The following is a 26964-nucleotide window of genomic DNA, read 5'->3' as shown; positions in this document are numbered from 1 at the left end:
CCATGCCTCCCGCCCGCTCCGACCGCCTCGAAGACGCCCTGCACCGCATCTTCGAGGGCGGGCGCAACACCCAGGCCAGCTGGTTCGCCCTGACCGGCGGCGAGACCCTGTTCGCCGAGGGCGACCCGGCCGACACCCTGTACCTGCTGCGCGCCGGGCGTCTGGGCGTCTTCCGCAGCGAGCAGAACGACCAGCCGCCCCAGTTCGTCGGGGTCATCCGGCCGGGTGAGCCCGCGGGCGAAATGGCCATGCTGGCCGGCAGCGCCCACACCGCCGATGTCGTGGCGCTGCGCGATTCGGAAGTCCTGGCCCTGCCCCGCGACGCGTTCTTCGAGGCCGCCCGCACCGAGCCCGACCTGATGGTCGAGCTGTCGCGCCTGATGATCCAGCGCGCCCGCGACCGCCGCTCCGGCGGCGGCGAGCCCAGCGTCTTCGGTTTCATCTCGGCCCGCCCGCGCCCCATCCGCGCCTTCGTCGAGCGCGTCGCCGCCGCCATCGAGGCCGTGGGCTTCACCTGTCAGGTCATCGACCACTCCGCCCTGTCCTCGGCCAGCGAGTGGTTCAGCCGGGTCGAGGACGCGCGCGACTTCGTCCTCTATGTCGCCGAGGCGGACGAGCCCGCCTGGGCCGCCCTCTGCGCCCGTCAGGTCGATCGCGTCTTCGTCGTCGGCCAGTGCCTGCTGGCGCCGCCGAACCGGCCCCTGCCCCATGCCGGCGTGCTGGACGCCCAGCGCCGCACCGACCTGATTCTGCTGCGTGACGCCCGCATGGCCCGCCCGGCCAACACCGCCGTCTGGATCGACGCGGTCCAGCCCGGCCGCTGGTTCCAGGCCCAGGAAGGCAGTCAGGCCGACGCCGACCGCATCGCCCGCGTCATCACCGGCGAGGCCGTGGGCGTGGTCATGTCCGGCGGCGGCGCGCGCGCCTATGCCCACATCGGCGCCCTGCGCGCCCTCCGCGACGCGCACGTGCCCATCGACTTCGTCGGCGGCAGCTCCATGGGGGCCGTCATCGCCGCCGGTCCGGCCATGGGCTGGTCGCTGGAGGAGCTGGAGGACCGCATCAAACGCTCGTTCGTCGACAGCGACCCGCTCAGCGACATCACCTTCCCCATGCTGGCCATGACCCGCGCCCACAAGGTCGATCGCCTGCTGCAGGCCGCCTATGGCGAGATCGACATGGCCGACCTGGCCCTGCCCTTCTTCGCCGTCTCGACCAACCTGACCTCGGGCCGGGTCGAGGTCCATCGCCGCGGCCTGATGCGCCGCGCCATGCGCGCCTCCATCGCCATCCCCGGCCTGCTGCCGCCTGTCGTCATGGATGGTCAGGTGCTGGTCGACGGGGCGGTGCTGAACAACCTGCCGGCCGAGGTCATGCGCCAGATGAACTCCGGCCCGGTCATCGGCATCGACATGTCGCAGGCGCGCGGCGTCGATGCCGCCCTGATCGAGCATCCGCCCTCCATCTGGCGGCTGCTGGCCACCGGCGCCTGGCGGCGCGGCCCGCCCATCGTCTCGATCATGATGCGTTCGGCGACCCTGACCACGGACGCCGAGATCGAGCGGTCGCGCGGCATTGTCGACATTCTGGTCCAGCCCACGCCCGACGGCGTCGACATCCGCGACTGGAAGGCCTTCGTCCCCGCCGTCGACGCCGGCTATCGCGCCATGCAGGCCGAGCTGGAAACGCTGGACGGCCCGGTCACCGGCCTGCGCCGTCGCCGCTCCGTATCCGCGCGATCCGGACCAGACGCGGAAACGGCGGACGCGTCATCCCCTCCGGACGACGAAACACCTGTGAAAGCGCGTCGCCTGAAGCGCAAAGCCAAGGCCGGCGGCGGAACCTGACCGGGCGCGTGCCGCCGGGCCCAGTGATGGGGGCGAACGGCTGGGGAACGCGCATTGGCGGGTTGCGGAAGGGCGGCGCGGACCGTGCCGTGGCAGACCGGCGGCCAGCCACGGACCACTCGCGACTCATCACTTCCCGCGCCCGAAACGCAGGACAGCCGACGGACTGTCAGGGGAAGCGTGGAAAGCGATGGTACAGCCTCTCAGGTTTGAACTGAGGACCTCCGGCTCCACAAACCGGCGCTCTAACCAACTGAGCTAAGGCTGCACATATCCGCGCGAGCGGCGTCTTTAGCTGCGTCGGTTCGGGGGATCAAGAACCAATTGCGCCGGGCCTGGGTGAAGATTGAGTGGTGACGAGCGAGCGGTGGTCAGTCGCTGGGCATAGCGCCCGTCCACGACCGCTCCCGATCGGCTCAACGGACGACATCTCCCCCTGCTCACCACGCACGCTTCGCTTTTCACCTCGCTCCGCCATCCCCAACCCGCCCAAACGAAAACACCCCGGAGCGGCTGCTCCGGGGTGTTGCCGTGGTCTGACTGTCGTCCGGCCCTATTCGGGCATGACGTAGCGTTGCGTCCAGCGAACGGTGGCCCCTTCGGCCGCGCCGTCGACGGTACGGGGCGAAACCCGCGACCGTCGCGCCGCTGCCAGAGCCGCCTGGCCGAAGCCGGCGCCCGCAGGGTCTTCGTTCACGACCGAGCAGTTCGCCAGCGAGCCATCCGGACGGACGGTGCACTGAAGGGTCACTCGACCGCTGGTGATGCCCCGGGCGATCGCGCGCTCGGGATAGTCACCGGTCACCTGACGCGCCCAGGTGGGCTGCGTGATGACCGACGGACGCGGCGGAGCCGGTTCCGGTGCGCGGACCGGGGGATCAGGCGTGATCACCGGAGGCGCGTTGTTCTCGATCCGGTCTTCGTTCTTGGTCGGCGGCGTCACCACCGGCGGCACGGGAACGTTGGTCGGGATCGTTGCCGGCGGACGCAGCTGCAGCTTGGGCGGCGGCGGCGTGTTCGGCGGAGGCGGAGGGGGCGGCGGAGGCGGAGGCTCGGGCAGAGGCTCGATGATCTCAACTTCCACCGCTTCGTCGGTGTACCTCACCTCACGCAGTTTGAACTGCATGTTGACGAAGTAGATGGCGAGCAGCGTGAAGAGGAAGCAGACCACCAGCAGGCTGGTGATGAGCACTGCCGGGGGAACCCCCAGGAAGCCCTTCTTGCGCGGCGCGTCGTACCGACTGCGGTGATATTCAACTGTATCAGTCATTCACCGTCTCCTAATTCAGCGACTGGTCTTCACCGACCAGAGCCACGGAATAGAAACCGTGATCCTGGAGGGAGTTCATGACCTGCATGAAGTCGCCGTACCGGGTCTGCTGATCCCCACGAATGAAGATCCGCTCGTCGGACGGAGGCCGGTTGCCGATCAGGCCCGCCAGTTCAGCGCCGACCGAGGTGATGTCCACCAGGTCATCGCCGACATAGGCCGTGCCGTCGTTCTTGATCGAGACGTAGAACGGCTTGGGCGGGTTGGGCGCGGGTTTCGCGACCGCGGCAGGAAGTTTCACCTCCACCGACACGGTGGCGAGCGGAGCCGCCACCATGAAGATGATGAGCAGAACCAGCATGATATCAACGAAAGGCGTGACGTTGATGTCCGAGTTCTGCTCAATGGCCCACTTGCCACCGCCGCCGCCTCCAAGTTTGGCGGCCATTCGGGTTACGCCCCCTTGTCGAGGTTACGCGAGATCGCGTTGACCAGCTCGGCGTTGAAACCGTCCGAACGGGTGCCGTAGGCGGCGATGCGCGTGTTGAAGTAGTTGTAGAAGATAACGGCCGGGATAGCGGCGAACAGGCCGATACCGGTGGCGAGCAGGGCTTCGGCGATACCCGGAGCAACGACGGCCAGGTTGGTCGTGTTGGTGTTCGCGATACCGATGAACGAGTTCATGATGCCGTAAACGGTGCCGAACAGACCGATGAACGGACCGGTCGAACCGACCGAGGCCAGGAACTGCTGGCCGCCCGACAGGCGCTTGGCCAGACCCGACTGAACCGCCGAGACGGCCTGTTGGGCGCGCAGCAGGGCCGAGTCAGAGTGTTCACCCGTGACCGACAGACCGGCTTGACGCGACAGTTCGATTTCGTCGGTGGCCGCGGCGGCCATGTCGGCCAGCGGGTTGCCGTCGAACTCGTCCGAGGTCGCGACCTTGCGCATGTCAGCGATCGTGCGGGCGCTGCGGAAGGTTTCCAGGAAACGGTCGGTGGTGCGGTTCAGCGAGCCGAACTCGAAGAGCTTGATGAGCAGCAGCGTCCAGGAGAACACCGAAGCCAGAACCAGGCCGATCATGACGACCTTAACGACGATGTCCGCTTCCAGGAACATGCCGGCGACGGTCAGCTTGTGACCGCCTTCAGCAGCCGGAGTGGCTTCTTCGGCCGTAGCCGGGGTAGCGGTGGCCGGAGCCGTAGTAGCGGCGGCGGCGTCAGCCGGAGCCGCGGTCGCGGCCGCCGGAGCAGCCGGAGCCGTTTCCTGCGCGAGGACCGGCGAACCAGCCATCAGGACGGCAGCGCCGGCCATGGCCAGAAGAATGTTGGTCTTTTTGAAATCGAGCATAGTTCGCCAGGTCCTGCTTTGGTGTCTGACTCGTGGAACCCAGGGAGCAAGCCAATCAGACAGCCGGCCCCCGATGAAATTTTCGCCCGCAAGTTCAGGGATTCTCTGAACCCCGACCTGCGGAACGCCTCCTGAACGCTTCCGGTTGCCTGAAGGCTTCCGGGGCGGTGTCGACAGGCCTTGGAAAGCGTTTTTCCAATCCCTCCCGGCCGCTGAAAAGGAAAGCGGTCAAGCTCCTTTGGCGAACGCATACCAGAGCGTCAAGTGCGCAACGCCGCTTTTCCCCTCGGGGGAGAGCCGCCGCGTTCACTCCGGAAGTTTCAGGTTGAAAGCGACAATTTCATGATGGTTCTGGAGAATGTCCGACCCTTTGCGGGGGCTTACGGACGATAGTTTTGGAATATTGCACCGCACAATGGAATTTCGTTCCAAGGTTGTCGCAGGGTCGGGACGACCCGACCCGTTAACCTGTCTGAACGGGGTCATTCACACCAATCACTGATACATTTCAGGGTGCGTCAATGGCGCACGAAACCGCGGCCTCCGGCGGCCATCACGCGCTTGCGGGATGCGGTTTGACGGGTGTGGAGGATCGCGACGCCCTTCCCCGAGAAAAGTGGGGACGCAGGGGGGCCGAAGCGGGTTCGACACAATCTCGATGAAGGAGATGGTGCCCGGGGGCGGATTCGAACCACCGACACGCGGATTTTCAATCCGCTGCTCTACCAACTGAGCTACCCGGGCCAACGCTTTTGCAGCGAGGAGCGGGGTCTATAGTCGAGCCGCTTTCGGGTGGCAAGCGCCTCGATCAGTCTTCTTTGAAACCGTCATTCGTCTCACCGTCCGTCGGCTCGTCGTCCCGCACCGGTATGGCGTAGCCCCCGGTGAACCAGCGCTGCAGGTCCACATCCGCGCAGCGTTTGGAGCAGAAGGGCTTGTACTCCGGGGTCACCGGGTTGCGGCGGCAGATGGGGCAGGTCGCCATGGTCACTCGGCCTCGATTACAAACGCGCCGCTTCCCGCGGCGGTGTCCGGCTTCAGATGGGCCCTCGGCCCCAGTTGCGCCACCAGCGGCGCGGCCAGGGCGGCGACGGCCGGGGCGCAGCGCAGCGTCACCCGCGCCCGCGTCGTGTCGTCCAGCAGGGCGAACCGCAACCGCCGCACCGCCTCCTGAGCCGCCTGCTCGGGGCGAAGGATTCGGCGTCGCCCGTCCGCATACAGAATCTCTTCCAGCGGCGTCCGGCCCCACGGCAGCGACAGCATCAGCACCCCGAACCGGTTCACCGGCCCAAAGACGATCGACGGATCATCAGCGAACGCCGCCTGAAACGCGACCTGGGCCGCCTTGAGGATCGCCTTGCCGTCGTGCTGGGCCCCGATCAGGTCGATCGCCACCAGCCCGCCCCAGCGATTCAGCCGGATCAGTCGCGCCGCCTCGCGCAGCGCCAGCCGATTCGTCTCGTCCTTCGGCCGCGCCCGGCTCATGTCATGGGCGTTCAGGTCCACGTCGACGGCGATCATCGCCCGCGTCCGCTCCACCTGCACCAGCCCGCCCGGCAGCGCCCCGGGCGACAAAGCCTCGTCCACGGCGCGCCACCCGGCCTCGATGGCCTCGCGTCCCGTCAACGGCTCAACGCCCGGCGCCAGCGTCTGCAGGGTCTGCATCAGCGTCGGCCCTTCGGCCAGCAGGCGGACATCCCCCTGCCCCGCCCCCAGCCAGCGCGCCACCGGCGCCTTGGCCTCGCGCCGTTCCGCGCTGATCTCGACCTCGACCTTGGCTCCCACCGGCGCGGAGAGGCCGCCCCGCATGGGCATGAAGGCCTCCAGCCCCCCGCCCAGATCGACGAAGGCGCCTTTCAGCCCGGGCGCCGACTGCCGCACCCGGCCGATCGAACGCGCGCCCAGACGGATCTGCGCGGGCGTGTCGGCCCTCTCTATAAGGATGTGTTCCGCCCGGCCGTCCCGTTCGACCACGGCCCTCAGCTCGCCGGGCGTGTCGTCGAGGAAGACCTCGAGCGTCACGGCCTGAGGCCCGCGCCCTGCAACAGGTTCACGGTCTCGAACAGCGGCAGGCCCATGACCGCCGGATAGCTGCCGACCAGACGGGTCACGAAGGCCCCGGCCCGGCCCTGGATGCCATAGCCCCCGGCCTTGCCCTTCCACTCGCCCGAGGCGACGTAAGCGGCGATCTCGGCGTCGGACAGGACCTTGAAGGTCACGCGCGTCTCGACCACCCGGTGACGCACCTCTCCGCCCGCCGCCACGGCCACGCCCGTATAGACGCGGTGTCCACGGCCCGAGAGCAGCTTCAGGAAGCGCACGCATTCCGCCTCGTCGGCGGGCTTTTCGAGGAAGCGCCGGCCCACGGACACCACGGTGTCGGCGGCCAGCACCACGGCGTCGGGCGCCCGCTCGGCGACCACCGACGCCTTGCCGATGGCCAGACGTGCGGCCAGACGCGCCGGAGGCTCGCCTTTCAGCGGGGTCTCGTCGATGTCGGCGGGTTCGATTCGGTCAGGCGTGATCCCGACCAGCGCCAGCAGGTCAACACGGCGCGGGCTGGCCGAAGCCAGCACAAGTTCGGGGCGAAGGCTCACCTGAGCCCGCCCTTACTTGAAGCGATAGGTGATACGGCCCTTGGTCAGGTCGTAGGGCGTCATCTCGACCAGGACCTTGTCTCCGGCCAGCACGCGAATACGGTTCTTGCGCATCTTGCCCGCGGTGTGGGCGATGATTTCGTGGTCGTTCTCAAGCGTCACGCGGAACGTGGCGTTCGGCAGCAGTTCGCTGACGACGCCGGGAAACTCGAGCAGTTCTTCCTTAGCCATGCGGCCTCTCACGCCCGGTGGATACGAGTAAACGACGCGCGCCGGGCGGCAGCGCACGCCGAAGGAGCGGCCATATGCCTGAAAACGGCGGGATAGTCGAGTTCTCCTCCCCGTTCGCGTCGCGAATGGGGAGGTGGCACGCTGCGGATACGCAGCGTGACGGAAGGGGCGGCGCGACGCCCCGAAGTTTCAACACCGTCTTTCCTCCCCGTTCGCGTCGCGAATGGGGAGGTGGCACGCTGCGGATACGCAGCGTGACGGAGGGGGCGGCGCGACGCCCCGAAGTTTCAACACCGTCTTTCCTCCCCGTTCGCGTCGCGAATGGGGAGGTGGCGCGCTGCGGATACGCAGCGTGACGGAGGGGGCGGCTCAGACGACGCGTAACAGGCGTGTCAGCCGGGCCTCCGCCTCCCGCCGGATGAAGCCCAGAACACCGTCAAGTTCATCCCGAACTGCAAGCGCGCTGATACGGATCACGCGAATGCCCTTGGTCCGCCCCAGCCAGCCGGTTCTGCGCGCGTCATGGGCCATCTGCTCTGCGCTGTTATGAGACGCACCATCGACTTCCACCGCCAACTTCGCGGCCGCGCAGTAGAAGTCGAGGATGTAAGGTCCGATCGGATGCTGCTTGCGAAAACCGAGCCCTCCCAGCTTGTCGCCTTTCAGGCAGCGCCATAGCCGCGCCTCCGGAGGGGTCAGACGTCGCCGCAGACGGCGTGCCCGTTCAAAGCTGATGCCGTCAGCCACAACCGCAACCCCAAAGTTATGCAACTTAAGGATATCACATCCCCTCCCCGTCACAAGGCGAGGGGGAGGTGGATCGTCGGCGCTCAGCCGATGAGACGGAAGGGCGGCGCAGGGGATCAGGGATTGGCGACGGTCGAAGCCGGAGGTGAGCACAAGGGATCCACCGACCACCGGCGCCGCCCCCTCCGTCACGCCGCATATCTGCGGCGCGCCACCTCCCCGTTCGCGTCGCGAATGGGGAGGACACTCCCTTCACCGCCGGTAAAGCGCCGTCACCAGGGTGAACAGCCGTCGCGCGGTCTCGTGGTCAACGGCGATCTTGCCGTCCAGGCGGGACTTCAGCAGTTCGGCGCCTTCGTTGTGCAGCCCCCGGCGACCCATGTCGATCGCCTCGATCTTGCCCACGTCGGTCCCGCGCAGCACTTCATAATAGCTGTCGCAGATGTCGATATAGTCCTTGATCGTCTTGTTCAGCGGCGACATCGACAGGCCGTGCGCCTTGGCGAACTGCGGCCCGGTGATGTCGAACACCAGCCGCCCGTCCTGCGACGACAGCTTCAGCGCATAGGGACCGCCGGCCGCGCCCACGGGCTCGAAACTGTTCTTCTCGACGATGTCGAACACCGCCACGCGCCGCTCATGCTCGATCTCGGCCGAGGCCGCCGGCAGGGAGGCCGCGTCCAGGTCGATGGAGGTCAGCCGGTGATCGCTCACTGCGGGCCCGCCTCCGCCAGTTCGGCCTCCAGCGACCCCGACAGATGGGTCGGCGCCATCTTGGCGGGCCAACGCTCCGACAGGTCGGTCAGCACGGCGTCGAGGCATTCCACGTCGATCCTCAGATCGCCGCCGCCCGCGAACATCATGATGATCCGTCCGCCCGGCGCCTCGCCCGGCTCGAAATGCATGGCCAGCAGCTCCAGCGCCGTCTCCGGCCCGCGCGGCAGGCGGCGGCTCTTGACCGACACCACGTCCCCGAACTGCATCGCCGCCATCACCCGCGTTCCGCCGCACTCCCAGCAGAACCGGCTCAGCGCCACCGTCAGCAGGCGCGAGTTGCGCTCCCAGACGATGTCCATCGGCCGCATGATCGCGTCCTGCAGCGCCACCGAGATGATGCTCAGGTCATGGTCGTCCTCGGCCAGCAGGCGCAGGGGCTCCATCGGCGACCGTTTCGCCCGTTCGTCCGCCCCGCCTTCGGCCTCAGTGCTCATGGGTTTCGCCCGTGATCCGTCGAATATCGGCGCCGCAGGCGCCCAGCTTCTCTTCCAAACGCTCGAAACCGCGATCCAGATGATAGACGCGGCCGACCGTCGTCTCACCCTGCGCGACAAGACCGGCGATGACCAGACTGACCGAGGCCCGCAGGTCGGTCGCCATGACCGGCGCGCCGTGCAGGACCTCGACGCCCTTCACGATCGCCTCGCCCGCCCCGACGTGGATGTCGGCCCCCAGCCGCGCCAGCTCCGGCGCGTGCATGAAGCGGTTCTCGAAGATGGTCTCGCGAATGGTGCTCTCGCCCTCCGCCGTCGTCATCAGCGTCATGAACTGCGCCTGCAGGTCGGTTGCGAAGCCCGGATAGACCTCGGTCTCCAGATCGACCGCGCGCAGACGCTGCGTCGGATCCCGCTTCACGATCACGCCGTCCTCGGTCGGGGTGATCTCGACGCCCGCGGCGACCATCTTCTCGGTCAGGGCGGTCATCAGCTCGGGCCGCGCCTTCGTCAGCCGCACCTCGCCCCCGGCCATGGCCGCGGCGACGGCATAGGAGCCCATCTCGATCCGGTCCGGAATCACCGACCATTCCGCGCCGTTCAGCGAGGTCACGCCGGTGATGGTCAGGACGTCCGTGTCGATGCCCTCGATCTTCGCGCCCATGGCGGTCAGGCAGCGGGCCAGGTCGCCGATCTCCGGCTCCCGCGCCGCCTTGCGCAGCACCGTCGTTCCGTTGGCCATCACGGCGGCCAGCAGGGCGTGTTCGGTCGCGCCCACGGACACGAACGGGAACTCGATCTCGGCCCCCTGCAGACCGCGCGGCGCCCGGGCGGTGACATAGCCCTCGTCCAGCTCGATCTCGGCGCCCAGCGCCGTCAGGGCCTGCAGGTGCAGGTCCACCGGACGCGCCCCGATGGTGCAGCCGCCCGGCAGCGACACCTTGGCCTCGCCCGTGCGCGCCAGCAGCGGCCCCAGCACATTGAACGACGCCCGCATCTGGCGGACCAGATCATAGGGGGCGAAGGTCGAGCTGATGGTCCGTCCGTCGAACAGGGTCTCCTGCCCGTCGGCGCCGTCCCGCTCCGTCACCTCGACGCCCAGCGCCTGCAACAGCTTGCCGAGGAATTTCGTATCCGCGAGGCGCGGCATATTGGTCAGCAACAGCGGCTGATCCGTCAGGATCGAGGCGGCCATCAGCTTGAGGGCGGAATTCTTGGCGCCGCTGACGGGGATGATCCCGTTCAGCTGGGCGCCGCCGGTGATGGCGATGCTGTCCATGTCGTCTCTTGAGGGCCACGGCGGGGGCCATGGCGGATCGACTATCTAGCGCGGTCCGCCGGTCCTGTGAAAGGCCGCGTGAACCGTACGCCCGATGACATTCAGTTGCTCGGTCTTGCGGCCTTGGTCGCGACCTTGCGCCGGCGCAGGTTGTCGCGCAGCGCCTTGGCCAGCCGCAGCGCCTTTTCCGCCTTCACCCGTGCGACGTCCGGCGCCGGGGCGGGCGTCGCCACCTCGGTCGCGGCGACCTTGGCCGGGGCGGCGGCGGTCGGCGGCGCCTCGGGCGCGGCGGCGGCTTGGGTCGCGGTCGTCACGGGCTTGTCCATGGAATCGATGAGAGCCCGCGCCGCGTCCCGGCGCAAGGCCCCGACACCGTTAACGCGAACCTTGTCCACCGGCCCCCGCCCCCGGACGGGGCGCGCCGCGGACAAACTTTTCACATCGGAACGGAAATAGGACTTGGCCCCCGCCGCGACGTTGGCTATAGGGCCGCTTCCTCAGAACGGGCCGCCGTAGCTCAGTGGTAGAGCGCATCCTTGGTAAGGCTGAGGTCGTGGGTTCGATTCCCCCCGGCGGCACCATCTGAAGACCCCTGCGGGGCCTGACTGCAAAGTCGGGCCCCGTTTGCGTTTCCGCCCCTCCCTCAAGTCCGGACCAATATGGCAAAGCCTGTTGCCGAGATATAACAGCGCTTATACATCGACCTGCGCCCTCGCCGCACCGGAGCCCCCATGGCCATTGTATCCTTACCTGTCGACGTCCGCTCATACGCCGCCGCCAACCCGCTGGCTCTGGGCGAGCGCCGCTTCCTGCATCCGGGGCCTTTGCGCTGGCTGCGGGCGATCGGCTGGGCGGTGGCCCTGGTCTTCCTGGTGTTGATCGCCGGCATGACCACCGCCGAGGGGCTGACCCATCTGCAGCCCGGATCATCCGGCCCGATCCGGCTGGCGGCGCCGCTCGTCGGGGCCGTGGTGGCCCTCGGGGTCTATGCGTTGGCCGTCTGGCTGGCGGAGGGCCGTCTGCCGTCAGAACTGGCCCTGCGTCCGATGGCCCCGGAACTGGTCGGCGGCCTGCTGATCGGCGGACTCATGTTCGCGGCGGTCATGGGGATCATGGCGGCGTTCGGTCTCTACGACCTGCGCATGACAGGACCCGTTCCCGCCTGGATCGCGCTCGGCAACGCGGTCCAGTCCGGCGTGATCGAGGAGCTGATCATCCGCGCCGTCCTGTTGCGGCTGATCTGGCGCGCCTTCGGACCGTGGATCGCCTTCGCCGTCTCGGCCGCCCTGTTCGGCTTCGGCCACATCGCCAATCCCAACGCCACCGTCTTCGCCGCCGTCTGCATCGCGCTGGAAGCCGGGATCATGCTGGGCGCCTTCTACGCCCTCACGGGCCGGATCTGGCTGTCCATCGGCGTCCACGCCGCCTGGAATTTCGTTCAGGGCTATGTCTTCGGCGCGGCGGTCTCGGGCGGCGACTTCGGTCCCTCCCTTGCCGTCAGCACGGCGCGCGACGGCTTCCCCGAATGGCTCACCGGCGGTTCCTTCGGACCGGAAGCGTCCCTGCCCGCCCTGGCGGTCTGTGGCGCGGTCGGCCTGGGCGTCATGATCCTGGCCTGGCGCGCGGGGCGTTTCTCGACGCGCTAGCCCTGCGACATCCCGCCCGCGACTCCTTCGCAAGTCCGTGCTACCCCGGCCCCATGCTCCGGCGCGCGCACCTCCTTCTGAACAAGGTCGGCCTTCTGGCCGCGCTTCTGTTCGCGCTCGTCGCCGTCATGCCCGCCACGGCCGCCGTGGCCTGCGCGGATCAGGCGCCTGCCTCCGCCGCCTCCGCCGCCCCGGCCTCCGCCCCGTGCGAGGATCCGGCCTGCGAGCATTGCGCCATCGTCTGCGGCCATGGCTGCTGCCACGCCCCGCACGCCGCCTCGCCGCACACCGCCGCGCCGACGCTCGGCCTGCCGGGCCAGAGCCATGACGCCGTCCGCTGGGCCTCCTCGCCCGGCGCACCGCGTCAGGCCGCCTTCGGCCTCGAACGCCCTCCACGGGTCTGATCCGGCGCGACGAAACGGTCGCGTCCTCTCCTCATCCTGATCAGACGCCCGGCCCGCGCCGGTTCGCGCCGCCCTGAGCGCGCCCGCGGGTCCATCGAGGACACTTCATGACTTCCCGCAAACACTGGCTGATGACCGGCGCCGCCGTCGTCGCCGCGCTCGGCCTCGGCTTCGGCGCCGCCCGCCTGTTCGACGCCCCCGCCCCCGCCGAGACCCATGCCGAGGGCGAGGAGGGCCACGCCGACGAGGCCGCGCCCGAGGGCTTCGTCGCCCTGACCGACCGGCAGGCGACCGCCGCCGGCGTCTCCGTCACCACGCCCCAACGCGGCGGCGGCTCCGAACTGCGGCTGCCCGGCCACGTCGCCGTCGCCCCGGGGGCCGAAGCCCGCGTCGACAGCCCGCTGGCCGGGACCGTGACCGCCGTCCACGTCGGCCCCGGCGCCCGCGTCCGGCGCGGCGCCGTCCTCGCCACCCTGCGCAGTCCTGAAGGCGCTTCCGCCCGGGCCGACGCGGACGCCGCCGCCGCCGAGGCCGAGGCCGCCGGCGCCGCCCTGACCCGCGACCAGACCCTGTTCGACCGGGGTTACATGCCCCGCGCCCGGCTGGACGCCACCCAGGCCGCCGCCCGCGCCGCCCAGGCCCGGCTGCGCGCCGCCCGCGCCCGCGTCGCCGCCTTCGGCAACCCCGGCAGCGATGGCGTGGTCATCGTGCGCAGCCCGGCCGACGGCGTCGTCACCCGCCTGCTCGCCGCCCCCGGCATGACCCTGCACGAAGAAGCCCTGCAGGTGGCCGAGCTCGCCGACGCGGGCCGCACCGAGCTGGTGTTCGACGCCCCGCCCGCCGCCGCCCGCCTGCTGGCCGTCGGCGGCCGCCTCAGCGCCGAAACCGCCGACGGTCAGGTCCTGCAAGCCACCGTCATCGCCGTCGCCCCCGCCGCCGTGGGCGGCACAGCCACCGTCCGCGCCGCCCCTTCCGGCCCCGCGCCCGCCGCCGGGACCGTGCTGTCCGCCCGCCTGCCCGTGGGCGGCGGAAACGGCCTGACCGTCCCCGCCGACTCCGTCCAGACGGTCGAGGGCGTGACCTCCGTCTTCGTGCGCGAGGGGGCCGGCTTCCGCGCCCGTCCCGTCACCACCGGCGCCACCGCCGGGGGCCGCACCGAGATCCTGACGGGCCTGACCGGGTCCGAGCGCATCGCCGGAACCGGCGCCTTCCTGCTCAAGGCCGAACTGGCCAAGGGCGAGGCGGAGCACGGACACTGACCATGCTGAACCGCATCATCGACGCCGCCGTCCGCCATCGCTGGCTCATCATCGTCCTGGCCGTCCTGTGGGCCGCCGTGGGCGCGCGCGAGCTCCTGCGCCTGCCCATCGACGCCGTGCCGGACATCACCAACCGCCAGGTCCAGATCACCACCGTCGCCCCCGCCCTGGGGCCGGAGGAGGTCGAGCGGCAGGTCACCTTCCCGCTGGAGACCGCGCTCAGCGGCATGCCGGGTCTGGTCGAGACCCGTTCCCTGTCGCGCCACGGCTTCTCCCAGATCACCGCCGTCTTCACCGACCGCACCGACATCTGGTTCGCCCGCACCCTGGTCAACGAACGGATGCAGGACGCCCGCGCGGACCTGCCCGGCGGCCTGACGCCCTCCATGGGTCCGGTCGTCACCGGTCTGGGCGAGGTCTACATCTGGACGCTGGAGCTGACCGGCGCCGCCGCCGCCGAAGGCGCCGTCTATGTCACCCCCGAGGGGGAACGCCTGACCACCGACGCGCAGAAGGCCACCTACCTGCGCACCGTTCAGGACTGGATCGTCGCGCCCCAGCTGCGGGGCGTCAAAGGCGTCGCCGGCATCGATGTGCAGGGCGGCTATGTGAAGGAATACGCCGTCCATCCCGACCCCGCCCGTCTGGCCGCCTACGGCGTCGGTCTGGTGCAACTGGTCGAGGCGCTGGAGCACGCCAACCGCATCGCCGGCGCCGGCTACGTCAACCGCGCGGGCGAGGCCTGGATCGTCCGCGCCGACGCCCGCGTCCGCACCCTGGAGGAGCTGGCCGCCACCCCGATCCTGAACCGCAACGGTCAGGTCGTGCGCGTCTCAGACGTGGCCGTGGTCGAGATGGGCCGCGCCCCCCGCCTCGGCTCCGCCAGTTCGGACGGACACGAAACCGTCCTCGGCGCCGCCCTCATGCTGCAAGGCGAGAACTCGCGCCAAGTCGCTCAACGTGTTGGTGAAAAGCTTGAACAGATCGCCCCCAGCCTGCCGCCCGGCGTCAGGGTCCGCCCGGTGCTGGACCGCACCCAGCTGGTCGAGGCCACCATCGGCACGGTCGAGCACAACCTCGTCCTCGGGGCCGTGCTCGTCATCGCCGTCCTGTTCGTGGCCCTGGGCAATGTGCGGGCCGCGATCATCACGGCCTTGGTCATCCCGCTCAGCTTCCTGTTCGCGGCCACGGCCATGAACCGCTTCGGCATCAGCGCCAATCTGCTCAGTCTCGGGGCCCTCGATTTCGGCCTGATCGTCGACGGCGCCGTGGTGGTGGTCGAGAACACATTGCGCCGCCTTTCACTCAGGAGGCAGGAGGCGAATCAATCATTGACGCTGGCCCAGCGGCTGGACGTCGCCGCCGCCGCCGCGCGCGAAATGGCCCGGCCCGCCGCCTTCGGTCAGGCCATCATCCTGCTGGTCTACGCCCCCCTGCTGATGTTCGAGGGGGTGGAGGGCAAGATGTTCGGCCCCATGGCCGCCACCGTCATGTTGGCGCTGGGCGGCGCCTTCATCCTCAGCTTCACCTTCGTCCCGGCCCTGACCGCCATCTGGGTGCGCGAACCGAAGGCCGGGCATGAGGACGGCGAGACGAAGATCAGCCGCGCCGTCCGCAACCGCTACGAACCCCTGCTGACGAAGGCCATGCGCTACCCCCGCGTGGTCATCGGCGGGGCCGTCGCGGCTCTGGCGGCGGGGGCCATCGCCTTCGCCACCTTGGGCAGCGAGTTCGTCCCCCAGCTGGATGAGGGCGACATCCTCGTCCAGGCCCTGCGCGTCCCCTCCACCTCGCTGGAGCAGTCGCAGGCCATGCAGTTCCGCGTCGAGACGACGCTGAAGGCCCTGCCCGAGGTCGAACGGGTCTTCACCCGCACCGGCACCGCCGAGGTGGCGTCCGACCCCATGCCGCCCTCCATCTCCGACACCTTCGTCATGCTGAAGGACCGCAAGGACTGGCCCGACCCGTCCCTGCCCAAGGCCGAACTGGTGGCGCGGATGGAGGAGGCCCTCTCCCAGCTGCCGGGCAACAGCTACGAGTTCACCCAGCCCATCCAGATGCGCTTCAACGAGCTGATCGCCGGGGTCCGTTCGGATGTGGCGGTCAAGGTCTATGGCGACGATTTCGACGCCATGACGCGCTCGGCCGAACAGGTCGCCGCCGTCCTGCGCCGCATCGACGGCGCCGCCGACGTGCGGGTCGAACAGGTCTCGGGCCAGCCGACCCTGACAGCCCGCGTCGACCGCACCATCGCGGCGGCCCAGGGCATCCACGCCTCCGACGCCGCCGACGCCCTCGCCATCGGTCTGGCCGGTCAGGCGGCGGGTCAGGTGATGGAGGGCGACCGTCGCTTCGACGTGGTCGTCCGCCTCGACGACGCCCTGCGCAACGACCCCGTGGTCATGGCCCAGCTGCCCGTCATGCCCGAGGAGTCCGAGCCCGGCGCGGCGACCGTCCCCCTGTCCTCCGTCGCCCGCTTCGAGATGGGCGAAGGCCCTAACCAGATCAGTCGCGAGAACGGCAAGCGCCGCATCATCGTCCAGGCCAATGTGCGGGGTCGGGATCTGGGCGGCTTCGTCGCCGAGGCCCGTCGCGAGGTGGCGGCCGAGGTCCAGCCCCCGCCCGGCGGCTGGATGGACTGGGGCGGCCAGTTCGAAAACCTCGAACGCGCCTCCGCCCGTCTGGCCCTGATCGTGCCGCTGGTCTTCCTGACCATCGGCGGCCTGCTGTTCCTGGCCCTGCGCTCGGTCCGGGACGCGGCCCTGGTCTTCGCCGGCGTGCCTCTGGCCCTCGTCGGCGGCGCCCTGGCGCTTGCGGCGCGAGGGATGCCGCTGTCGATCTCGGCGGCGGTCGGCTTCATCGCCGTTTCCGGCGTGGCGACCCTCAACGGCCTGGTCCTGATGCAGGCGGTGCTCGAACGCCTGCAGGCCGGGGAGCCCCCGGTTCAGGCCGCGATCAACGGCGCCGTCAGCCGCCTGCGCGCGGTCCTGACCACGGCGCTGGTGGCCGTGCTGGGCTTCATCCCCATGGCCTTCGCCTGGGGCCCCGGCGCGGAGGTCCAGAAGCCGCTGGCCACCGTCGTCATCGGCGGCCTGACCACCGCCACGGTCCTGACCCTCATCGTCCTGCCGGTGCTGGCGGCGCTGGGACGCAGGAAGGCCTGACGCCGCGCGGCCCCGTCATCCCGGAGGCCCGGCGCGGCGTTTCGGGATGACGGGGGCGCCACAGCCGATAGACGACGACCGGTGCGACACACTTTCACGGGCACTAAGTCGGCCACACGGCATTAGACCCGCTCGACGGCCTCTCCAGCGGGCCCGGATGTTGCTTATGGGACACTACACACTCACGGTTTTCCACAAGGGGCGGCCGCTCCCGACCGAGACGATCCACCTGACCCGCGCCGCGCAGGTGCTTCCGGGCATCAGCAGCCTTCTGGCCAAACATGCGGACTGTCACCGCATCCGGGTCGACAGCCCCACCGCCCATCTCTTCACGGTCGACTGCAAGGGCGATGTCGTGGAGGACTAGGGCGACCCCCGCCGCGCCCCGACTCAAAAGGCCCGCTTCATCGAAGCGGGCCTTTCGGGTCTCAGTCGACGGTGGCGTCGTTCTGATAGATCGGTCGCCGGTCGGTCGGCGGACCGCCGGGGCGCGCGGCGCGGTATTCAAATCGGGCGGCGGCGGTCGGGTCGTAGCGACCCGGGAAGACGTAGTTGCTGTCGCTGAAATACCCGGGCCCGCCCAGGGCGCCGTCGCGCGGATAGCCGTAGCCATAGCCCGACGGATAGAAGCCGTTCTCGGTCTGGCGATAGCTCAGGTTGACCCGGCCGTTGTCGCCGACCGGCAGGGACACCGCCATGCCGTAGTCGCGGTAGCCGCCGGTGCCGATGCTGGCCGAGAACTCGCTGTGCATCTTGCGGTCATCGACCGGGCGCTCCCCGCGGCCGCTGGCATAGGGCGTCGCGTCCGGGTCGCGGCTTTCCAGCCAGCGGTCGATCTGCTGGTCGGTGGTCAGGTTGTGCGGTTCCGCCGCCTGAAGGGCCGCGCCCTCGGCCGTCGGTGCGACAGGACGATTCACGGCGGTCAGGTCGACATTGGTCGCGGGCGCGGTCGTCATGACGCCGTCGGGATCGCTCCCGGCCAAAGCCGCCGCCATCAGTAGGGCCGAAATCAGCATGCGCTCACTCCCTGTACTGAACCTACCCTAACCCTGATTGAGGCCAAGGTCAGGCATTTCCGTCGCCGCGATGCAACGGGTCTCGCAACGGCTCGCCTTCCGGCACGAACTCCAGCGCCACCGAGTTGATGCAATACCGCAGCCCCGTCGGCGGCGGCCCGTCGGGGAAGACATGCCCCTGATGCCCGCCACAGCGCGCGCAGACCGTCTCGGTCCGCACCATGCCGTAGCTGCGATCGGTGATGGCGGTGACATGGGCCGCGTCCACCGGCTCTGTGAAGCTGGGCCAGCCGGTGCCGCTCTCGAACTTGGTGCCGGTTTTGAACAGCGGCAGGCCGCATTCACGGCAGCAGAACACTCCGGCCCGCTTCTCGCCCAGCAGCACGCCGCAGAAGGGCGCCTCGGTGCCGTGCGACAGCAGGACCCGGGCCTCCTCGGCCGTCAGGTCCGCCTCCAGCCGCTCGCGCTCGGCCTCGGTCGGCGGCGTCAGGTCATATCCGGAGGGGGAGCGGTGCGTATCGGTCATGACGGGAAAATAGGAACTGGAAGGCGGAGGTTCCAGTCCGGGTGACGAGATGAGGAGCGGTGGGCGTGAAGTGATTAGTGGTTAGTGGCTAGTGGCTGGCCACCCGCGGTGCGGTTGCGCCGCCTGTGCCGCCCTTCCGCTCACGGAGAACCTCACATGGCCGCTCTTGCGTGGGCGGCGGAAGGGCGGCTCAGGGTCGTCCGTCGCACGCCGCTGGCCAGCCACTGGCCACTAACCACTAATCACTTCACGCCCACCGGCCCCCTCGTCCGGCCCGCCGTAAGCCCCCGCCCAAAGAAAAGGGCCGGACGGTTGCCCGTCCGGCCCTCTTTCAATCGACGTTCAGAAGCGATCAGCCGCCGAACAGCGTCCCGACCCAGGCCTGGACGGCGGCTTCATCGGCGGGGTTGCCGGTGTAAACCAGACCGGCGGCCGGGGCGTACGGCGTGTTGTTCGGGCGCGGACGGGCGGTCCAGGCCTTATGGCCGTAGCTGAGGTTGGAGTAGTTCGACGGCGTCCGCTGGGTGGTCTGCTCGATGAAGATCGAGTCGGTCGCGGTGGTCGAACCGGCGATGCGGACGTTGGGCAGCTTGGACACCAGGTCCAGCGTGTCCAGGCACCCGCCCGAGCAGCCGGCGTCGACCAGAACGACGACCGGACCCTGCACCGGGTTCGGCGCGCCCGTGTCGGCGGCGGCGGCGCGGCCTTCCAGCACGAAGGTCGGCTGGCCGGCGGCGATGGCGGCGTCATAGGCGGCCACGATGGCGCGGGTGTTCTCGATCACCGCCGGGGCTTCCGAGACGAAGCGCGGATCGGCTTCCATCCGCGACAGGGTGTCGGCGTACCAGGCGCGGTTGCCGGCGGTGGCGCGGTAGGTGATGGCGCCGGCGGCCGGCTGGCGGCTGACGGTGAACTCCGGCGTCCAGATGCGGTTGGCCAGGCCATAGCCGCGCGTGGTCGAGGTGTAGGCCGAGGCGCCCGAGGCTCCGCGCAGGTCCAGCACGAAGCCTTGCGGGCCGCGCAGCTGGGCGACCTGGCCCTCCACGGCGGCGTTGAAGGCGTCCCAGCCCGCCGAGTCGGCGAACGAGTGGACATTGACCCACGGACGGCCGTTGACGGTCTGGATCGACAGCGGCGTCGCGCCCGGCATGTAGACGGTGGCGCGGTAGGCGGCTTCCAGCTCACCGGCGGCCAGCGGCAGGGCCGGGGCGATGGTCAGGGCGCGCGCCCGGCGGTTGCCGGTCTGGAACTCGCAGGTCGAGGGCACGCCGTTCACGAACGGGTTGTTGCGGTTCCACAGCAGGTAGGGCGCCGAGATGACACGGCCGGCCTCGGTGTTCAGGTCGCCTTCCCAGCGATCCAGCTTGGCGCGGGCGAACTCCTCGATCGGGGTCGCATTGCACGACACCACCGTATCGCCGATGCGCGGGATGTTGGAGCCGCGCAGGCCCGGCTTGACGTAGGTCACGACATATTTGCCGTCGCGCCAGCCGGTCGTGTAGCCCGGCCAGGCGGTGCCGAAATAGGGCCCGAGGCCTTCGAACGACGGGGTCAGCGAGATGTTCGAATCCCGGAACCCGGCGCCGTAGTAGCGCAGCAGATAGGCGTGGCTGTCGCCGCTGTTGACGCGGTTGGCCAGCGCCAGGGATTCCGTCAGGCCGGTGTCCAGCCAGGCGCGGAAATCAGCCGAGGGCTGACCCGGGATGACCGGGGCGGGGTGGTTGGCGGCCAGCTCGTCGTGGGCCATCTGCAGGTCCTGCCGCGCCAGGGCGCGGAAGTCCTGGGCGACGGCGGCCCCGGCGGTCAGGCTCAGGGCGACGGCCGCGACGGCGGCAAGGGAAAGGGTACGGGACATCAACTCGGGCTCCAGCAGTCCGATGGGAAGGCGCGAAGGGTTAAAGCGTATACACAAGGGGTCTGCCAACCCCGTACGCCCGCTCTGTGACGTGGGAGCGACCGGTTTACTCCCCGGCGAGGTCAGCCTAATCGAAACCCGACGCCTCCGCGGGAGGCCCCCTTCGCTTCACAGTCGAGCCTTCATGTTCAAGAAGATCCTGATCGCCAACCGCGGCGAGATCGCCGTCCGCATCATCAAGACCTGCCGCCGTATGGGCATCGCCACGGTGCAGGTCTATTCCGAGGCCGACGCCGGTTCGCTGGCGGTCGAGATGGCGGATGAGGCCGTCCTGATCGGCCCGGCGCCCGCCGCCCAGTCCTATTTGCTGGCGGACAGGATCGTGGACGCCGTGCGTCAAACGGGCGCGGAGGCGGTGCACCCCGGTTTCGGCTTCCTGAGCGAAAACGCCGGCTTCGCCCGACGGCTGAAGGCCGAGGGCATCGCCTTCATCGGTCCGAATCCCGAGGCGATCGACGCCATGGGCGACAAGATCACCTCCAAGAAGTTCGCCGCCGAAGCCGGCGTCTCGACCGTCCCGGGCCATATGGGCCTGATCGAGTCGACGGAGGAAGCGGTCCGGATCGCCAACCAGATCGGCTATCCGGTCATGATCAAGGCCTCGGCCGGCGGCGGCGGCAAGGGCATCCGCGTCGCCCACTCCGATGACGACATGGCCGAGGGCTTCGCCGCCGTGAAGGCCGAGGCCCTGAACGCCTTCGGCGACGACCGGGTCTTCCTCGAGAAATTCATCATCGACCCGCGCCACATCGAGATTCAGGTGATGGGCGACAAGCACGGCAATGTCGTCCACCTGTTCGAGCGCGAATGCTCGATCCAGCGCCGCAACCAGAAGGTCATCGAGGAGGCCCCCTCCCCCCTGCTGGACGAGGCCACCCGCGCCGCCATGGGCGCCCAGGCCGTCGCCCTGGCCAAGGCCGTCAACTATGACAGCGCCGGCACGGTCGAGTTCGTCGCCGGTCAGGACAAGAGCTTCTTCTTCCTGGAGATGAACACCCGCCTTCAGGTCGAACACCCGGTCACCGAACTGATCACCGGCGTCGATCTGGTCGAGCAGATGATCCGTTCGGCCTGGGGAGAGAAGCTGGCCTTCGAGCAGGCCGATCTGAAGATCAACGGCTGGGCGGTCGAGAGCCGCATCTACGCCGAGGATCCCTACCGCGGCTTCCTGCCCTCCATCGGCCGTCTGGTCCGCTACGAGCAGCCGGAAGAGGGTCCGCACGAGGACGGCTATGTCATCCGCAACGACTCGGGCGTCCGCGAGGGCGACGAGATCAGCATGTTCTACGACCCCATGATCGCCAAGCTGTGCGCCTGGGCCCCGACCCGCGCCGAGGCCATCGAGGGCATGGCCCGCGCGCTGGAGGACACCCATCTGGCCGGCGTCGGCCACAATGTGCCCTTCCTGGCCGCCGTCATGGACCAGCCCCGCTTCCGCGGCGGGAACATCTCGACCAGCTACATCAAGGACGAGTTCCCCGAGGGCTTCCACGGCCTGAAGCCTGACCCGCGCCAGACCCACATCCTGATCGCGGCCGCCGTGGCCATGAACGAGATCATCGCCGAACAGGAGGGCGATCCGTCCGACCGCACCGACTGGACCGTGATGATCGACAAGGATCATCACGGCGTCGACCTGTCCTATGACGCCGACGAGGCCCTGCTGCTGGCCTTCACCGGCGGCGGACAGGCCCGGCTGACCGACATCGACTGGCGTCCGGGACAGGCCCAGTTCCGCGCCGAGCTGGACGACGAGCCGTTCACCGCCGAGGTCAGCCGCGTCGCTGACGGCTTCATCATCCGCCACCGCGCCGCCAAGGCCCGCGTCCGCGTCCTGCGCCCCCGCCTGGCCGAGCTCTATGCCCGCCTGCCCGCGAAGGTCGCGGCCGACACCTCCAGGATGGTCCTGAGCCCCATGCCCGGTCTGGTCGTCGCCATCCCGGTGGTCGTCGGTCAGGAGGTCAAGACCGGCGAAACCGTCGCCATCATCGAGGCCATGAAGATGCAGAACATCCTCAAGGCCGAACGCGACGGCGTCGTGAAGGCCGTCGGCGCCAGGGCCGGCGACCCGGTCGCGGCGGATGACGTGCTGGTGGAGTTCGGGTGAGGCTCAGGGGGCTTTCAAACCCCGCCTGATCCTTTCCGCATCGACGGCGTCCCAGGCGGCCTGAAGGGTTCGCAGCCGGATCGTCGCCTCGTGCAGCTCCACCAGATAGGGCCGCAGGAGCTTCGCCCTGGTCCGGTCGGACCACCAGCCGATGCCGTTGGTCATGGCCGGGATCAGGAAGGCGCCCACCAGTCCCAGCGGGCTGAGGGTCAGCGTCAGCACCCCGATCACGAACCCCGTCCCCTCGACCACCTTCAGGGCGGCGCGGTACGGGACCCGGGCCATGTCGGAGACGATCCGGGTCCGCCGCTCGGCGTCTTTCGCCGTGCGCTCAAGCTCCAGAAAGACGGCCGCCGCGTAGTCGGTCAGACCGGCGTCGTCCAGGGCCCGAAGCTGCAGGATCGACAGGCTCGGCCGCATGGCGGTCAGCCGACGCGTCGGCGGGCGATGGCGGCCTGCAGTTCGGGATCGCCCTCGATATCGGCGGCGATCCGGGCTTGCAGCCGGCGCACCGAATCCAGCTCTTCGGACAACAGCGCGACCTCGGCCAACGCCTGATCCTCAAGGGCCTGCGCGCGTCGGCGCTCCGCGAGGCTGAGCAGGTTGGCGACAACCAGCCAGCCGGTCGCCGCCACGATCAGGGCGCCGCTGTGCGACGCAATCGCGGATACCAGGCCCTCCCCGGCGGTCAGGACCTGGACGGCCGCATAGGCCACGACCACGCCCCAGACGAGCCAGGCCGAGATCACCAGCCCACCGACCCGACGGCGGGTTGGTGCAGGCGACAGGTCGGCGTCCAGAGGCGAAGGCATGATCGTCATTCTATCCGCAACGGCCTCCCCGACCAATCCAGATGCGCGATACAACCTTGGATCACAACCTTCACCGCTGCAACGGCCTGATCCTCGCCGCCCGGGGCCCCGGCCGAATAAAGCCGCTCTCGCCCTCCATCCCCTTGCTCTTCTGCGACATTGCGCCTCTGGTCGATGGCCGCGCGTCGGGACGGCCCCTCATCATGAGCGCCGACGGACGCCGCAACCGAGTATGCCCGTGTGGGAAGAGAAGCATCTGCGCCTCGGGGTCGAGGCCGCGGGCATCGCCCTGTGGGCCTGGAACGTCGACAGCGACCGCCTGACGATGGACGACGTCGGCCATGACCTGTGGGCCGTGGCCAAGGGCCGGACCGTGACGTTCGAGGATCTGTCGGCCAACATCCACCCCGCCGACCGCGACCGCGTCCGCGCCGCCTTCAGCGCCACCCGGGGTATCGTCGGCCCCTATGAGATCGATTTCCGCATCCTGATCCAGGACACGGTGCGGTGGATCTCCGCCCGGGGCCGCGGCGACGACGAGGGCATAGTCGGCCGCATGATGTTCGGCGTCTTTCTGGACGTTACGGGACGCAAGCAGGCCGAGGAGGCCAATGAGCTTCTGGCCGGCGAAATGAGCCACCGGGTCAAGAACCTGATCACCATGGCCGGCGCCCTGACCCAGATGACCTCCCGGTCGGCCGAGACCAAGGAGGACATGGCGCGGGAGCTGACCCATCGCCTGACGGCCCTGGGTCGCGCCCACGATCTCGTCCGCCCCGTGCCCGGCCAGATCGAGACCGCGGCGCTTCTGGGCGACCTGCTGTCCGTCCTGCTGACCCCCTACGATGATCTGGGCGCGTTCAGCGGGCGTATCCGGGTCGCCGTCCCCCGCATGGGGATCGCGGAAGCGGCGGCGACCAATCTGGCCCTGGTCCTGCATGAGCTGGCGACCAACTCGGTCAAGCACGGCGCGCTGTCGGTCGACGCCGGGCTGCTGGACGTGGCCTGCCTTGTGGAGGATGGCGCGGCGACGATCGTCTGGACGGAGCGCGGGGGCCCCAGGGTCGAGGCGCCGACGGCGGAGACCGGCTTCGGCAGCCAGCTGCTGAAGCGGATCATGACGCACCATTTTCGAGGCACGGTGGAATACGAATGGGCGCCGGACGGCCTGACCGCGACGTTGTGCATTCCGGTCGAACGTCTCTCCACCTGACGGTCAGCCGACTGAAAAGCCGATAAAATTTGCGGCCTCGCTTGAACCCCGGGTTTTTCGACGTGTTCGCAATGCCATGTCCTTCGCCTCCGATGCCCTGCGTGATGAAGCCGCCCGCTTCCGCCGCATGAAATTCATGATCGACGACGCGCGGACGCTGCGGGTGATCGAGGAATACGCCCTCGAGCTTGAGGCGCGCGCGGCCCTGATCGACCTCCGGAACCGGGAGGATGAAACCGGCGAATGAGCCCTCCTCAAAGTTGCCGGATCCTCGGCCCGCGCTCGCCCTGCCGGTCGATCAGCAGGTCCGTCACCGCCCAGACCAGCGCGTCGGCGCGGTCCAGCGAGCCCTCCCCCAGCTCCGCCCCCAGCATCATCAGCTCCTCCTCCAGGGCGTCGAACAGTCCGGCGTGTTTGACGCGGCCCTGTTCGTAGAGCGCGGCCACGGGTTCGGCGCGCAGCACCTTGCCCCGTGTCGCGCGGACGGTGCGGACCGGCAGAGGGCGGTCGACCGCCTTGAGCACCGCGGTGACCATGTCGCCGCCCTGGTTGACCTCGGCCACGATACAGCCGGCCTTGACCTCGCGCGCGAGGGCGACGGCGCGGCGCGCCCAGTCCTCGGGCGACAGGCCGTGGGCCGAGCGGTCGGCCAGCACCACCGCCTCGCGCACCCCGTCAGCGCGCAGGCGTGAGGCGGCGGCGATGATGCCGCACGCATCCCCGGTCGCCGTGGCGGGCGGGTCGATGGCGACGATGATGCGTTCGTATTTTGGTTCTCCCTCCCCTTCCGGGGAGGGTGGCTGTCGCGTAGCGACAGACGGGTGGGGTACGGCCGCACGGTTTCCCGTCGCGGCGGCGTCACCCTTCCCCACCCTGTCGTCGCTGCGCGCCGCCATCCCTCCCCACAAGGGGGAGGGAGAACGCGCCAAGACCATCATCTCCGCCGTGAACAGGGCGCCGTCGAGGGCGACGATCTTGCCGTCCAGCTCCTGCGCCTCGCGTTTGGTGCCGCCGTACAGCTCCCGCAGGCCCTCGATGAAGCCGGGGGCGAGGTGGGCGGCGTTGTCGGCGCTGGCCGCGTGGGTCAGGGCGCAGGCGGCTTCGTCCTTCAGCCGCACCAGGGCGCGCATCGGGCGCGGCGTGGTGGTGACGAGCAGGCGGGGCGGATGGCGGCGTTCGTTGTTGCCCGCTACCCCGCCCGTGACCCCTCCACCCTCCGTCGCCTGCGGCTCCGGACGGTCCCCCTCCCCACCTTCGGTGGAGAGGTGAGGGTTTGTGCTGATCGGCCCCGGCAGGCGAAGCCCCATCCGCAGCAGGGCCAGCGTTTCGGAGGCCCCGCGGGCGCCCGAGGCGCGCCAGGCGCAGAATTCGTCAGCCCAGGCGGCGCTGAACTGGGGGCCGCGCAGGCTGTCGGGGTCTTCGGCGGAGAAGGCGTAGGCGACGCAGCCGTTGGCGAACTTCAGGCGACGACGCGAGCTTTCGAACACGGGGCGGGTCCGGGCCGTCCAGCGCGGCAGGGACCGCAGGCCGGACGCGCCCTCGATCATCACCTCGCGCACGTCATGCAGGGTCGGGCCGATCAGGGCCAGACGCCCGCCGGCGCCCAGGGCCTCGGCCTGATCGGCCAGCCATTCCGCGCCCGCCTGGGTCTTGCCCGCGCCGCGTCCGCCGAGGAACAGCCAGGTGCGCCAGGGCTCGCCCGACGCCGTCGCCGCCGGGGGCTGCTGCGCCTCGCGCAGGGTGATCGGCGGCGCGGCGGGGTCGCGGTCGGGGTCATCGACCCGGTCCGGCGTTTCCGCCGCGATCCAGCTCTTCATCTCGCGGCAGAGGCGCAACGTGCCCTGCCCCATGCGCAGCAGGCGGGAGTAGTCCGCCTCCCGCCCCGCCGCCGCGGCCTCCGCCATCCGCTCATACAGGGTTCGCACCGTCGCGACCGGATCATCGGCGTGGAAGACGAAGGCCAGCTCTGCGCAGGTCACCTCCACCATCGCGCCGGTCAGCGGCGCCAGCACGACACGCGCCGGCCCCTTGGGCAGACGGACTGCGTCACGATGATCCCCTTTGCGCATCTTCAGCCGTCTCGCGTTGTAGTGCAGCGCCCCGACACTGACGCGGAACTCCGCCGCCAGCGCCTTCGTCGGCTCCCCCGCCAGCCAGCGTCGCAGCAAGCTCCGCCAGCGCGCCGTGCTCATGCCCGACCGGCTCTGGGGATAGGGGCGATCCTCTTCCGCCGCCGCATCCACGATCCGCCTCACCCCGCGCGCCATATCGTCCTGATCCTGTCCGGCCTCTATTATCCCACGCTCCCGACAGGGTGCTGGGAATATGACGCTGGCGAAGGATGAAACCTTTTCAGATCAATCCTGTAGT

The 26964-nt window shown here is 69.5% G+C and carries 27 protein-coding genes and 3 tRNA genes; 10 read left to right on the top strand and 20 right to left on the bottom strand.

Annotation, left to right across the window (positions count from 1 at the left end; genetic code table 11):
- Positions 1-2 precede the first annotated feature (2 nt).
- The gene (locus tag ACW174_RS11350; protein ID WP_492014539.1) at positions 3-1847 is read left to right on the top strand and encodes a patatin-like phospholipase family protein; all 1845 of its coding nucleotides are present in this window, start codon (positions 3-5) and stop codon (positions 1845-1847) included.
- Between the two features lie 191 nt (positions 1848-2038).
- On the opposite strand, the gene ACW174_RS11345 is transcribed toward ACW174_RS11350, so the two are convergent.
- From ACW174_RS11345 to ACW174_RS11280, 14 genes are all read right to left on the bottom strand, one after another.
- Positions 2039-2115, bottom strand: a tRNA-His gene (locus ACW174_RS11345).
- Between the two features lie 285 nt (positions 2116-2400).
- Positions 2401-3117, bottom strand: a complete 717-nt coding sequence (locus tag ACW174_RS11340; protein ID WP_492014538.1) for a TonB family protein — start codon at positions 3115-3117, stop codon at positions 2401-2403.
- 10 nt (positions 3118-3127) lie between these two features.
- The gene (locus tag ACW174_RS11335; protein WP_492014537.1) at positions 3128-3565 is read right to left on the bottom strand and encodes a biopolymer transporter ExbD; all 438 of its coding nucleotides are present in this window, start codon (positions 3563-3565) and stop codon (positions 3128-3130) included.
- 5 nt (positions 3566-3570) lie between these two features.
- The gene (exbB, locus tag ACW174_RS11330; protein ID WP_492014536.1) at positions 3571-4467 is read right to left on the bottom strand and encodes a tonB-system energizer ExbB; all 897 of its coding nucleotides are present in this window, start codon (positions 4465-4467) and stop codon (positions 3571-3573) included.
- A gap of 668 nt (positions 4468-5135) precedes the next feature.
- Positions 5136-5211 (bottom strand) — tRNA-Phe (locus ACW174_RS11325).
- A gap of 64 nt (positions 5212-5275) precedes the next feature.
- Positions 5276-5452, bottom strand: a complete 177-nt coding sequence (locus tag ACW174_RS11320) for a DNA gyrase inhibitor YacG (protein ID WP_492014535.1) — start codon at positions 5450-5452, stop codon at positions 5276-5278.
- 2 nt (positions 5453-5454) lie between these two features.
- Positions 5455-6489 (bottom strand): ribonuclease E/G, encoded by a 1035-nt coding sequence (locus ACW174_RS11315; protein ID WP_492014534.1) that lies wholly within the window; start codon positions 6487-6489, stop codon positions 5455-5457.
- On the bottom strand, positions 6486-7064 hold the full coding sequence (locus ACW174_RS11310; protein ID WP_492014533.1) for a Maf family protein: 579 nt from the start codon (positions 7062-7064) through the stop codon (positions 6486-6488). Before ACW174_RS11310 ends, ACW174_RS11315 begins: the two co-directional genes overlap by 4 nt.
- 12 nt (positions 7065-7076) lie before the next feature.
- Complete coding sequence (gene infA, locus ACW174_RS11305) at positions 7077-7295, bottom strand: translation initiation factor IF-1 (RefSeq protein ID WP_003164348.1); 219 nt, start codon at positions 7293-7295, stop codon at positions 7077-7079.
- A 369-nt stretch (positions 7296-7664) separates the two neighbouring features.
- Entirely contained in the window at positions 7665-8042 is a 378-nt protein-coding gene (locus ACW174_RS11300) for an endonuclease domain-containing protein (protein ID WP_492014532.1), read from the bottom strand.
- A 252-nt stretch (positions 8043-8294) separates the two neighbouring features.
- A complete protein-coding gene (locus ACW174_RS11295) occupies positions 8295-8756 on the bottom strand; it encodes a UPF0262 family protein (protein WP_492014531.1) in 462 nt (153 codons plus the stop codon).
- Positions 8753-9253: a DUF2948 family protein gene (locus ACW174_RS11290; RefSeq protein WP_492014530.1), complete on the bottom strand. Its 501-nt coding sequence runs from the start codon at positions 9251-9253 to the stop codon at positions 8753-8755. The genes ACW174_RS11295 and ACW174_RS11290 overlap by 4 nt, the downstream gene beginning before the upstream one ends.
- Positions 9243-10532: a UDP-N-acetylglucosamine 1-carboxyvinyltransferase gene (murA, locus tag ACW174_RS11285; protein WP_492014529.1), complete on the bottom strand. Its 1290-nt coding sequence runs from the start codon at positions 10530-10532 to the stop codon at positions 9243-9245. Before murA ends, ACW174_RS11290 begins: the two co-directional genes overlap by 11 nt.
- A 101-nt stretch (positions 10533-10633) precedes the next feature.
- The gene (locus ACW174_RS11280) at positions 10634-10846 is read right to left on the bottom strand and encodes a hypothetical protein (RefSeq protein WP_492014528.1); all 213 of its coding nucleotides are present in this window, start codon (positions 10844-10846) and stop codon (positions 10634-10636) included.
- 192 nt (positions 10847-11038) lie between these two features.
- Here ACW174_RS11280 and ACW174_RS11275 point away from each other — a divergent pair.
- From ACW174_RS11275 to ACW174_RS11250, 6 genes are all read left to right on the top strand, one after another.
- Positions 11039-11113 (top strand) — tRNA-Thr (locus ACW174_RS11275).
- A gap of 150 nt (positions 11114-11263) precedes the next feature.
- Positions 11264-12178, top strand: a complete 915-nt coding sequence (locus ACW174_RS11270) for a CPBP family intramembrane glutamic endopeptidase (RefSeq protein ID WP_492014527.1) — start codon at positions 11264-11266, stop codon at positions 12176-12178.
- A 53-nt stretch (positions 12179-12231) separates the two neighbouring features.
- Positions 12232-12582, top strand: a complete 351-nt coding sequence (locus ACW174_RS11265; RefSeq protein WP_492014526.1) for a hypothetical protein — start codon at positions 12232-12234, stop codon at positions 12580-12582.
- 107 nt (positions 12583-12689) lie between these two features.
- Positions 12690-13841, top strand: coding sequence for an efflux RND transporter periplasmic adaptor subunit (locus ACW174_RS11260; RefSeq protein ID WP_492014525.1), 1152 nt, complete (start codon positions 12690-12692; stop codon positions 13839-13841).
- Between the two features lie 2 nt (positions 13842-13843).
- Entirely contained in the window at positions 13844-17005 is a 3162-nt protein-coding gene (locus ACW174_RS11255) for an efflux RND transporter permease subunit (RefSeq protein WP_492014524.1), read from the top strand.
- A 166-nt stretch (positions 17006-17171) separates the two neighbouring features.
- On the top strand, positions 17172-17372 hold the full coding sequence (locus ACW174_RS11250) for a hypothetical protein (protein ID WP_492014523.1): 201 nt from the start codon (positions 17172-17174) through the stop codon (positions 17370-17372).
- A 61-nt stretch (positions 17373-17433) separates the two neighbouring features.
- Here ACW174_RS11250 and ACW174_RS11245 read toward each other — a convergent pair whose 3' ends face one another.
- The 3 genes from ACW174_RS11245 to ACW174_RS11235 all read right to left on the bottom strand — a co-directional run bounded on the left by ACW174_RS11245 (position 17434) and on the right by ACW174_RS11235 (position 20402).
- Positions 17434-18021, bottom strand: coding sequence for a hypothetical protein (locus ACW174_RS11245; protein ID WP_492014522.1), 588 nt, complete (start codon positions 18019-18021; stop codon positions 17434-17436).
- 49 nt (positions 18022-18070) lie between these two features.
- Positions 18071-18547, bottom strand: a complete 477-nt coding sequence (gene msrB / locus ACW174_RS11240) for a peptide-methionine (R)-S-oxide reductase MsrB (protein WP_492014521.1) — start codon at positions 18545-18547, stop codon at positions 18071-18073.
- Positions 18548-18899: 352 nt separating this feature from the next.
- A complete protein-coding gene (locus ACW174_RS11235) occupies positions 18900-20402 on the bottom strand; it encodes a hypothetical protein (protein ID WP_492014520.1) in 1503 nt (500 codons plus the stop codon).
- A 184-nt stretch (positions 20403-20586) separates the two neighbouring features.
- On the opposite strand from ACW174_RS11235, the gene ACW174_RS11230 reads away from it, so the two are divergent.
- Positions 20587-22569 carry an acetyl-CoA carboxylase biotin carboxylase subunit gene (locus ACW174_RS11230; RefSeq protein WP_492014519.1) on the top strand — a complete coding sequence of 661 codons (1983 nt, stop codon included), beginning with the start codon at positions 20587-20589 and terminating at the stop codon, positions 22567-22569.
- A gap of 3 nt (positions 22570-22572) precedes the next feature.
- On the opposite strand, the gene ACW174_RS11225 is transcribed toward ACW174_RS11230, so the two are convergent.
- Positions 22573-22989: a hypothetical protein gene (locus ACW174_RS11225; RefSeq protein ID WP_492014518.1), complete on the bottom strand. Its 417-nt coding sequence runs from the start codon at positions 22987-22989 to the stop codon at positions 22573-22575.
- A gap of 5 nt (positions 22990-22994) precedes the next feature.
- Entirely contained in the window at positions 22995-23381 is a 387-nt protein-coding gene (locus ACW174_RS11220; protein WP_492014517.1) for a hypothetical protein, read from the bottom strand.
- Between the two features lie 232 nt (positions 23382-23613).
- Between ACW174_RS11220 and ACW174_RS11215 the strand changes: the two genes are divergently transcribed.
- Positions 23614-24594 (top strand): sensor histidine kinase, encoded by a 981-nt coding sequence (locus tag ACW174_RS11215; RefSeq protein WP_492014516.1) that lies wholly within the window; start codon positions 23614-23616, stop codon positions 24592-24594.
- Between the two features lie 76 nt (positions 24595-24670).
- Complete coding sequence (locus ACW174_RS11210; protein ID WP_492014515.1) at positions 24671-24841, top strand: hypothetical protein; 171 nt, start codon at positions 24671-24673, stop codon at positions 24839-24841.
- Between the two features lie 7 nt (positions 24842-24848).
- Here the strand turns inward: ACW174_RS11210 and ACW174_RS11205 are convergent, their stop codons facing one another.
- Positions 24849-26861 carry a terminase large subunit domain-containing protein gene (locus ACW174_RS11205; protein ID WP_492014514.1) on the bottom strand — a complete coding sequence of 671 codons (2013 nt, stop codon included), beginning with the start codon at positions 26859-26861 and terminating at the stop codon, positions 24849-24851.
- Between the last annotated feature and the right edge of the window lie 103 nt (positions 26862-26964).

Source organism: Brevundimonas sp. AVps31 (assembly GCF_058681355.1).
Note: the sequence above shows the minus strand (reverse complement) of the source record. Positions and strands in the feature narration are given on the sequence as shown.

Bases quoted from the DNA above. Each gene is read 5' to 3' on its own strand.
- ACW174_RS11290 (WP_492014530.1), bottom strand. From the start codon at position 9,253: ATGAGCACTGAGGCCGAAGGCGGGGCGGACGAACGGGCGAAACGGTCG.
- ACW174_RS11205 (WP_492014514.1), bottom strand. From the start codon at position 26,861: ATGGCGCGCGGGGTGAGGCGGATCGTGGATGCGGCGGCGGAAGAGGAT.
- exbB (WP_492014536.1), bottom strand. From the start codon at position 4,467: ATGCTCGATTTCAAAAAGACCAACATTCTTCTGGCCATGGCCGGCGCT.
- msrB (WP_492014521.1), bottom strand. From the start codon at position 18,547: ATGACCGATACGCACCGCTCCCCCTCCGGATATGACCTGACGCCGCCG.
- ACW174_RS11210 (WP_492014515.1), top strand. From the start codon at position 24,671: ATGTCCTTCGCCTCCGATGCCCTGCGTGATGAAGCCGCCCGCTTCCGC.
- ACW174_RS11265 (WP_492014526.1), top strand. From the start codon at position 12,232: ATGCTCCGGCGCGCGCACCTCCTTCTGAACAAGGTCGGCCTTCTGGCC.
- ACW174_RS11335 (WP_492014537.1), bottom strand. From the start codon at position 3,565: ATGGCCGCCAAACTTGGAGGCGGCGGCGGTGGCAAGTGGGCCATTGAG.
- ACW174_RS11350 (WP_492014539.1), top strand. From the start codon at position 3: ATGCCTCCCGCCCGCTCCGACCGCCTCGAAGACGCCCTGCACCGCATC.
- ACW174_RS11260 (WP_492014525.1), top strand. From the start codon at position 12,690: ATGACTTCCCGCAAACACTGGCTGATGACCGGCGCCGCCGTCGTCGCC.
- ACW174_RS11220 (WP_492014517.1), bottom strand. From the start codon at position 23,381: ATGCCTTCGCCTCTGGACGCCGACCTGTCGCCTGCACCAACCCGCCGT.
- ACW174_RS11225 (WP_492014518.1), bottom strand. From the start codon at position 22,989: ATGCGGCCGAGCCTGTCGATCCTGCAGCTTCGGGCCCTGGACGACGCC.
- ACW174_RS11255 (WP_492014524.1), top strand. From the start codon at position 13,844: ATGCTGAACCGCATCATCGACGCCGCCGTCCGCCATCGCTGGCTCATC.
- ACW174_RS11250 (WP_492014523.1), top strand. From the start codon at position 17,172: ATGGGACACTACACACTCACGGTTTTCCACAAGGGGCGGCCGCTCCCG.
- ACW174_RS11235 (WP_492014520.1), bottom strand. From the start codon at position 20,402: ATGTCCCGTACCCTTTCCCTTGCCGCCGTCGCGGCCGTCGCCCTGAGC.
- infA (WP_003164348.1), bottom strand. From the start codon at position 7,295: ATGGCTAAGGAAGAACTGCTCGAGTTTCCCGGCGTCGTCAGCGAACTG.
- ACW174_RS11320 (WP_492014535.1), bottom strand. From the start codon at position 5,452: ATGGCGACCTGCCCCATCTGCCGCCGCAACCCGGTGACCCCGGAGTAC.
- ACW174_RS11245 (WP_492014522.1), bottom strand. From the start codon at position 18,021: ATGCTGATTTCGGCCCTACTGATGGCGGCGGCTTTGGCCGGGAGCGAT.
- ACW174_RS11230 (WP_492014519.1), top strand. From the start codon at position 20,587: ATGTTCAAGAAGATCCTGATCGCCAACCGCGGCGAGATCGCCGTCCGC.
- ACW174_RS11215 (WP_492014516.1), top strand. From the start codon at position 23,614: ATGCCCGTGTGGGAAGAGAAGCATCTGCGCCTCGGGGTCGAGGCCGCG.
- murA (WP_492014529.1), bottom strand. From the start codon at position 10,532: ATGGACAGCATCGCCATCACCGGCGGCGCCCAGCTGAACGGGATCATC.
- ACW174_RS11270 (WP_492014527.1), top strand. From the start codon at position 11,264: ATGGCCATTGTATCCTTACCTGTCGACGTCCGCTCATACGCCGCCGCC.
- ACW174_RS11340 (WP_492014538.1), bottom strand. From the start codon at position 3,117: ATGACTGATACAGTTGAATATCACCGCAGTCGGTACGACGCGCCGCGC.